Here is a 7,391-nt window from a genome sequence, read left to right as displayed (position 1 = left end):
GCGGAGATCGACCGCACGAAACCGAGGCCAGACAGATCAAGCTCATCGACGAACAGGTCAACGACGCGAACAAGATCATCCTCACCGATCCAGTCTTCCAGCCGCTCGGGGAAAAGCACCGTCTGGCTGCGCTGAACGCCCTCGATGAAACCGGCCATGCTGATCTCCCGCTACCGAGAAAGCATAGCATGCCAACGGGTTTTGACACACCCTCGGCCGATCTGACCTCAGTCCTCCGACCTGGCCTGGCTCTCCTGCAGTTCCGAGATCAGACTGTCGATCCGGCGCTTGCGCTCCTCGGCCTCGGCGATCAGCGCATCGACCGCGTCGCGTTTCTTGGCCAGCAGACCGATGGCTTCCGCGCAGGAGATCGGATGCGGGCCGGAGCGGACCTCGACGCTGGCGATCTCGCGCAGGGTGAAACCCAGACCCTGCGCCTGTTCGATGAAGCGCAGGAGCGCGATCAGGTCCTCGGGGTAATCGCGATAGCCGTTCGGACCACGCGCGGCAGGGGCGATGATGCCGCGCTTCTCATAGAACCGGATGCGGGAGGTCGTCACCCCGGCCGCATTGGCAATCTCGCCGATCTTCATTTCGCCCCCCTTGACCTTCAACCTAGGTTCAAACCCTATATCCCGATGCGACACGACAAGAAAGGATCGCGCCGCATGCCGGATACGCCCCAATCCCCCCTGTTCCAGCCGCTTCGCCTGCCGAACGGTCAGACCATCCCGAACCGCATCGCCAAGGCGGCGATGGAGGAAAACATGGCCGACCTCCGCCACTTGCCGGGCGAGAGCCTGCGCAGACTTTACCGGCGATGGGCCGAGGGCGGCGCGGGGCTGATCATCACCGGCAATGTCATGGTCGCCCCCGATGCGGTGACGGGGCCGGCGGGGGTGATCCTCGATGCCCGTCAGCCGCTTGAGCCGTTCCGGGACTGGGCGACGGCGGGGTGCGTGAATGGGGCGCGGCTGTGGATGCAGATCAACCATCCGGGCCGACAGGTCTTTGCCCGCACCACGCCCGAGGCCATTGCGCCTTCAGCGGTGCCGATGCAGATGGAGGGCGCCTTACGCCTGTTCGCCAGACCCCGTGCCATGACCGGGCCCGAGATCGATGGCGTGATCGCCCGCTTCGCCGAGACTGCCGCGCTGGCGGAACAGGCCGGGTTCGATGGCGTGCAGATCCATGCGGCCCATGGCTATCTGCTCAGCCAGTTCCTGTCGCCCCTGACCAACCTGCGGACAGACGAATGGGGCGGGTCTCTGGAGAACCGCGCCCGGCTGCTGGTCGAAATCGTCCGAGCTGTGCGCGCCCGCGTCTTGCCCGGCTTCGGGGTGGGGGTCAAGCTGAACTCCTCCGACTTCCAGAAGGGCGGTTTCAGTGCCGAGGATGCGGTTGCGGTGGTGCGGATGCTGAACGACCTGCCGGTCGATCTGGTCGAGCTTTCGGGCGGCAGCTACGAAAGCCCCGCCATGCACGGCCGCCCCGCCGCCGCCTCCACCCGGGCGCGCGAGGCCTATTTCGTCGATTTCGCCCGGGATATCGTGGCGGTTGCCCGGATGCCGATCCTCGTGACCGGCGGCATCCGCCGCCGCGCCACGGCCGAGGCCGCGCTGGCCCCCGAAGATGGCCGCGCGGGCGTGGCCATGGTGGGCCTTGCGCAGTCGCTGGCCTATGCGCCCGACCTGCCGAACCGCTGGCGTGAGGGTGAGGCGGTCGTCGAGGTGCCGGTGATCCGCTGGAAGAACCGACCGCTCTCCAGCCTCGCCACCATGGCGATGGCGAAACTGCAACTGCGCCGCCTGGGCGCAGGCAAGCCCCCGAAGCCCGGCGCCTGGACGCCCGGCGTGGCGGTCCTCGACCAGATCAGAACCATTTGGCGCAGCCACAAATACCGGGCATGGTTGCGGGCCCGCGGGGTGAGATGAGGGAACGGCAATGAAACGCATCCTGCATGTCGTGACCAATGTCGCGCATTACGACGATCCGACGCATCCGACGGGGTTGTGGCTGTCGGAACTGACCCATGCCTGGGACATCTTCGCCGCCGAGGGCCATGAGCAGCACCTGGTCAGCCCGCAGGGCGGCCGCTCGCCTCTGGAACCCCGCGCGCTGAAATGGCCACTGCTGGACGCCTCGGCGAAGGCCTGGCGGGACGATCCGGCCCGGATGGCTCTGCTGGAGCAGACTGCGGCCCCTGACCGGATCGACCCGGCCGCCTACGACGCGATCTATTTCACCGGCGGGCACGGCGTAATGTGGGATTTTCCCGACAGCGACGGCTTGCAGAATCTCACCCGCGTGATCTGGGAACAGGGCGGCGTGGTCGGCGCGATCTGCCACGGCTATTGCGGGCTCTTGAACACCCGGCTCTCGGATGGCTCGCTCCTCGTCGCGGGCCGCCGTGTCACCGGGTTCTCCTGGCACGAAGAAATCTTGGCCGGGGTGTCGAAGGCAATGCCCTTCAATGCCGAGGCCGAGATGATCAATCGAGGTGCGCTCTACCGGAAGGCGTTGCTGCCCTTCGTCTCGCATGTCGTCACCGACGGGCGGCTGGTGACGGGGCAGAACCCAAGCTCGGCCAAAGCGACGGGGAAAGCGGTCTCCCGGCTGTTGCAGGGATAACGCATCGCCAGTCCTTGGTTTCCTGGTCCGTAGTGGGCGGGCCTGCCATCCTGGGCGGCCCTCACCTGTCGGCGTTGCCGCGAGCGGCATGAAAAGCCGGTGACGAAAAGGCTGCATTGCGGCATAAGGCCTGTCTGGTCGGCCGGAAAGGACCGCTCATGCCGTTGACCGAACGGACAGCGTAGCGATACTCATCCTTGTCTCGAAACTGGCCTGTCGGCCGGGGTTCCGCAGCAGCGGCCAATCCCCTGGTTTCGCGGCAAGCCTTTCCCCTGATCCTCCCGGACGGAGCCGAACCATGAGCAAACTCTTCACCCCCATCGCCGCAGGCAGCCTTATGATGCCGAACCGCGTGGTCATCGCGCCGATGTGTCAGTATTCGGCCGAGGAAGGCCGGATGACCGACTGGCACATGATCCATCTTGGCCAGCTTGCATTGTCGGGGGCGGGGCTTTTGACCATCGAGGCCACCGCGGTCAGCCCCGAAGGGCGCATCACCTATGCCGATGTCGGCCTGTGGGATGACGCGACCGAAGCCGCCATGGTCCCGGTCCTGAAGGCGATCCGGCGATGGTCGGATATTCCGGTGGCGATCCAGCTTGCCCATGCCGGGCGCAAGGCCTCGACCGACAAGCCCTGGCAGGGCGGGGCGCAGATCCCGCCCGGACGGCCGAACGGCTGGCAGACCGTCGCGCCCTCTGCGCAGCCCTTCGCCCCCGACGGGAACGCGCCCGAGGCACTGGACAAGGCCGGGATGGATCGCATCCGCGATGCGTTCGCCGAGGCGGCCCGGCGCAGCCTGCGTCTGGGCGTCGACGCAATCCAGATCCATGCCGCGCATGGCTACCTGTTGCACCAGTTCCTCTCGCCCCTGTCGAACCATCGCGAGGATGCGTATGGCGGCAGCCTCGAAAACCGGATGCGGTTTCCGCTGGAGGTCTTCGACGCGGTGAAGGCTGTCGTGCCGGACGATTATCCGGTCTCGGTCCGGATCTCGGGCACTGATTGGGTCGAGGGAGGCTGGGACATTGGCCAGACCATTGCGCTGGCGCAGGAACTGCGCGCGCGGGGTTGCGCGGCCATCCATGTCTCCAGCGGCGGTCTGGATCCGCGACAGCAGATCCCCGTCGCGCCGGGCTATCAGGTGCCGCTGGCCCGCACGGTCAAGGCGGCGGTCGACATGCCGGTGGTGGCGGTGGGACTGATCACCGCTTTCGACCATGCCGAGTCCATCGTGGCGACGGGAGATGCCGACATGGTCGCCCTTGCGCGCGGGATCCTCTACGATCCGCGCTGGCCCTGGCACGCAGCGGCGCATCTGGGCGTACAGGTCCACGCCGCGCCGCAATACCTGCGCTGCCAGCCCCGTGCCCACCGGGCATTGTTTCTCGATACCTGAGGTCGGGAGGGGACACCGTCATAAGCCTCCAGCGAATTGAGACGTGCAGTGTAGGTTGCCTGCTTCGGGTGAATGGTCGCTTGCGTCCAGAAAAGGGGTTCGGCGGCATTCCACGCTGCATCAAATTCGAGCGTCGGCTTCGGGGAATGCTGCAGGGTAGCAGAACCAAACGGTGGCCGTCCAATATGGGCCGAGCTTGGCGATTACCGCTGATCTGCGGGGTCTTTCATCAGGGTGGCACTCCAACCGTAGGCAACCAGCCAGTATGCAGATTTCGGTCATTTGTCGCTGGAGTCTGGGTTTCGACACCGCGGGTTGCCGACCCGCCCGGTGCAGTGTTGACGCTTGAGGGATTGACGATGCCCCCCTCAGGTGTGATTAATTATACATAGTATAAATAATAGGAGGGTCGGATGGTCACGAGCCATGTGTTCATTGCCACCAGCCTTGACGGATTCATCGCGCGCGAGGATGGAGACATCGGTTGGCTGCTCGAGCGTGACGATCCCGCCGAGGATCATGGCTATGATGCCTTCATCGACGACAAGGATGTCGTCGTCATGGGCCGTGGCACCTATGAAAGCATGAGGGATGTCACGCCCTGGCCCTATACCCGGCCGGTGGTCGTCCTCTCCGCCACTCTGAAACAAGCCGGTCAGCCGACCGGCCCCCGTGTGCGGTTCACAGATGCGGCGCCGTCGCAGGTGATGCAGGATCTCGAGACCGAAGGCGTGCGGCGCGTCTATGTCGATGGCGGACGTGTCATCCAGTCCTTTCTGCGGGCCGGGCTGATCGCCGATATGGTGATTACCACTGTTCCTGTGCTGCTCGGGCAAGGGCGTCGGCTGTTTGACTCACTTCCTGGCGACATCGCGCTGGTTCACGAGACCACCCGCAGCTTTCCATCGGGGCTGGTACAGTCCCGGTACATTATCCCCGCATGAGCCGGCCCAGAGGCAGACCGGGGCGTGATGCGGAGAGCGTCTCTTCCAAGAAGATACTGGCAGAGGCCATTCACCTGCTCGGAACTGTCGGTAGCGAAGGCTTCACCATGCGCTCTTTGGCCGCCTGTCTGGGGGTGAACCCTATGACCATCTACCATCACTTCGGGGATCGTGACGGCCTGATTTCCGCCATGGCGGACCTGGCTTATTCCGGCGTTTCAGACCCGAAGGAGGGCACGCCCCGCACCAGGATCGAGGAAATGTTGCTGGCCTACCACGCAAGGGTCCTGAGCCACCCCGATCTGACCCTGCTGATCTTCGCCCACCCAAAGGCCTTTCCGCAGGAAGCACTGCGGATCACAGAGTCCATCCGACAGCTTCTGATCGTCGATGGTATGACGCCACAGCGATCAAGGCTTTGGGTCGGCATTCTGGTCGATTTCACCCATGGGGCGGCCATCGCTGTCGCCATGGCGATGAACGGCAAGAGCGACAGGTCAGGCGGTGATATGGGGTATGACTACAGACAGGCGCTCTCTGAGCTCATGAACGGGCTTCGCGCCTGACAGTTCGCCATACGCCCTCATGCGCGATGGCATGAAAGGCCTGTTAGGCTTTGTGCCAAGCTCCGTCTCGCACCTTCCTCGCAGATCGCGGAAGTGGCCGCTTTGCTGTTCAGCGTTTGATCAACCACACTATGGCGACCTAATACCCTACTCGCCCGGTGCTTGCTGCGGAGCAAAACGATCGGCAGCTTTGGGCCGCACGTAGCGACCGATCTCGCCTTCGGCGACGCAGTGGAGCGCTTCAGTTTGGTCATCGTGCTTTGGTTCGCAGGCGCGACGGCCAAGGCAGCTATCACCGTGAAGCACATCAGGCTTGCGGCGGGGATTCAGCTCAGGATACGACATTGCGCCACGATGCCATTGAACAACGCACCGAGCAGACTCGGTTCGTGCCATCACCGGACAGTCGCAGCGGCTGGACGTCAGGCATCTCAATGCGGTCAGCTGTTGCACGAGGACGATCAGTCATTCGTGCCCCTGGTTCTTGGAACGCGCGCCACAACCTTGATCTCGACATCAAAACCCGCAAGCCAGTTCACCCCGACGGCAGTCCAGTTCGGATAAGGTGCCTGCGGAAAAACCGCTTTTTTCACCTCCATGAAGGCCCCGAACTGCTGCTCCGGGTCAGTGTGAAAACTGGTCACATCGACAATATCCGCAAAACTGCATCCCGCTGCAGCGAGCACGGCTTCGAGATTGGCGAAGGCGCGGCGGGCTTGCGCGGTGTAATCCGGCTCAGGGCTGCCATCTTCCCGGCTGCCCACCTGCCCAGACACAAAAAGCAGATCGCCGGAGCGGATAGCGGCCGAATAGCCATGCTCCTCATAAAGCGCGTGACGGTTGGCTGGGAAAATGGGGGTGGGAGTTGTCATGCTTTCGCCCTTTTTATGGTGCGGCTTCACAAGGAAACGCATTTCATATACGCTACGTATGTATAATAGACATACGCAGCGTATGTCAATCCCAGAGCACGAGGGTCAACAGGATGACGCAAAATCAGTCCAGGAGTCGCGCCTCCATGATGGCCGAAACCCGGGACCGGCTTCTGGCGGCGGGACGAAAAGCATTTGCAGAAAAGGGCTTCTCAGGCGCTTCAATGGACGATCTGACGGCCGAGGTGGGCCTGACACGGGGCGCGCTCTATCATCACTTTGGCGACAAGAAGGGGCTTTTGGCTGCGGTTGTGGCGCAGCTTGATGGCGAGATGGCAGCACGTGCCATGCAAGCCGGGGAGAGCGCAGGAACCGGATGGGCCGCACTTGAGGCGCAAGGAGCCGCCTATATTGAAGCCGCGCTCGATCCCGAAGTGCAGCGGATCGTGCTTTTGGACGGACCCGCCGTCCTGGGTGACCCTTCGCAATGGCCAAGCCAGAATGCCTGCCTTGAGGAAACCCGAAACGCGCTAATCGCCTTGTCTGCGCAAGGGCTTTTGAAGTCCGTCGACATAGAGGCGGCGGCACGGCTTTTGAACGGGGCCGCTCTCAATGCCGCGCTTTGGATCGCGGCCAGCGACGACCCACCCGCAACCCTTCCCAGGGCGCAAGAGGCGTTCAAGGTGCTTGCTTCCGGGTTTATGGTGCGATGAAAAGCTCTCTTTGCACCATGAGGCTCCAGTGACTTAGGCTTGCGCCATTCAATTTCAGCTTTGCTCGAAGTGCAGCTCATGTCGCTTTGACCGGGCTGTGTAACGTTGAGTGGAAGCTATCGCGAGGGCTGCAATCCGGCGGTGACCGGCAGCTACGAGCCGGTCCTCGTCGACCCGCAGGGCGGGCGGCCAAGTTTCGGCCGCGCCCAGCTGCCGACTTCAGGCTCGTAATATGTTCGGTCAGCCAAGGCTTTGTGTCCAGCAGG

The 7,391-nt window shown here is 63.6% G+C and carries 8 protein-coding genes and 1 pseudogene; 6 read left to right on the top strand and 3 right to left on the bottom strand.

What is annotated here, in order from left to right; all coding sequences use genetic code 11:
* Positions 1-158, bottom strand: a pseudogene (locus D2T30_RS22595) (IS5/IS1182 family transposase); the annotation flags it as partial.
* A 69-nt stretch (positions 159-227) separates the two neighbouring features.
* Positions 228-593, bottom strand: coding sequence for a MerR family transcriptional regulator (locus D2T30_RS22590; RefSeq protein WP_128210616.1), 366 nt, complete (start codon positions 591-593; stop codon positions 228-230).
* 75 nt (positions 594-668) lie between these two features.
* On the opposite strand from D2T30_RS22590, the gene D2T30_RS22585 reads away from it, so the two are divergent.
* The 5 genes from D2T30_RS22585 to D2T30_RS22565 all read left to right on the top strand — a co-directional run bounded on the left by D2T30_RS22585 (position 669) and on the right by D2T30_RS22565 (position 5,540).
* Positions 669-1,934: an NADH:flavin oxidoreductase/NADH oxidase family protein gene (locus D2T30_RS22585; RefSeq protein WP_128210615.1), complete on the top strand. Its 1,266-nt coding sequence runs from the start codon at positions 669-671 to the stop codon at positions 1,932-1,934.
* Between the two features lie 10 nt (positions 1,935-1,944).
* Positions 1,945-2,631, top strand: coding sequence for a type 1 glutamine amidotransferase domain-containing protein (locus D2T30_RS22580; RefSeq protein WP_128210614.1), 687 nt, complete (start codon positions 1,945-1,947; stop codon positions 2,629-2,631).
* A 298-nt stretch (positions 2,632-2,929) separates the two neighbouring features.
* Positions 2,930-4,030: an NADH:flavin oxidoreductase/NADH oxidase gene (locus D2T30_RS22575; protein ID WP_128210613.1), complete on the top strand. Its 1,101-nt coding sequence runs from the start codon at positions 2,930-2,932 to the stop codon at positions 4,028-4,030.
* A 413-nt stretch (positions 4,031-4,443) separates the two neighbouring features.
* On the top strand, positions 4,444-4,974 hold the full coding sequence (locus D2T30_RS22570; protein ID WP_128210612.1) for a dihydrofolate reductase family protein: 531 nt from the start codon (positions 4,444-4,446) through the stop codon (positions 4,972-4,974).
* Positions 4,971-5,540 carry a TetR/AcrR family transcriptional regulator gene (locus D2T30_RS22565; RefSeq protein WP_128210611.1) on the top strand — a complete coding sequence of 190 codons (570 nt, stop codon included), beginning with the start codon at positions 4,971-4,973 and terminating at the stop codon, positions 5,538-5,540. Before D2T30_RS22570 ends, D2T30_RS22565 begins: the two co-directional genes overlap by 4 nt.
* 461 nt (positions 5,541-6,001) lie before the next feature.
* Here the strand turns inward: D2T30_RS22565 and D2T30_RS22560 are convergent, their stop codons facing one another.
* Complete coding sequence (locus D2T30_RS22560; protein WP_128210610.1) at positions 6,002-6,412, bottom strand: RidA family protein; 411 nt, start codon at positions 6,410-6,412, stop codon at positions 6,002-6,004.
* A 146-nt stretch (positions 6,413-6,558) separates the two neighbouring features.
* Between D2T30_RS22560 and D2T30_RS22555 the strand changes: the two genes are divergently transcribed.
* Positions 6,559-7,125, top strand: coding sequence for a TetR/AcrR family transcriptional regulator (locus D2T30_RS22555; protein ID WP_206613067.1), 567 nt, complete (start codon positions 6,559-6,561; stop codon positions 7,123-7,125).
* Positions 7,126-7,391 lie beyond the last annotated feature (266 nt).

This window comes from Paenirhodobacter populi (genome assembly GCF_004022215.1).
Classification (GTDB): Bacteria; Pseudomonadota; Alphaproteobacteria; order Rhodobacterales; family Rhodobacteraceae; genus Rhodobacter; species Rhodobacter populi.
The sequence above is the reverse complement of the archived record's forward strand: the minus strand, read 5'-3'. Positions and strand labels throughout refer to the sequence as shown.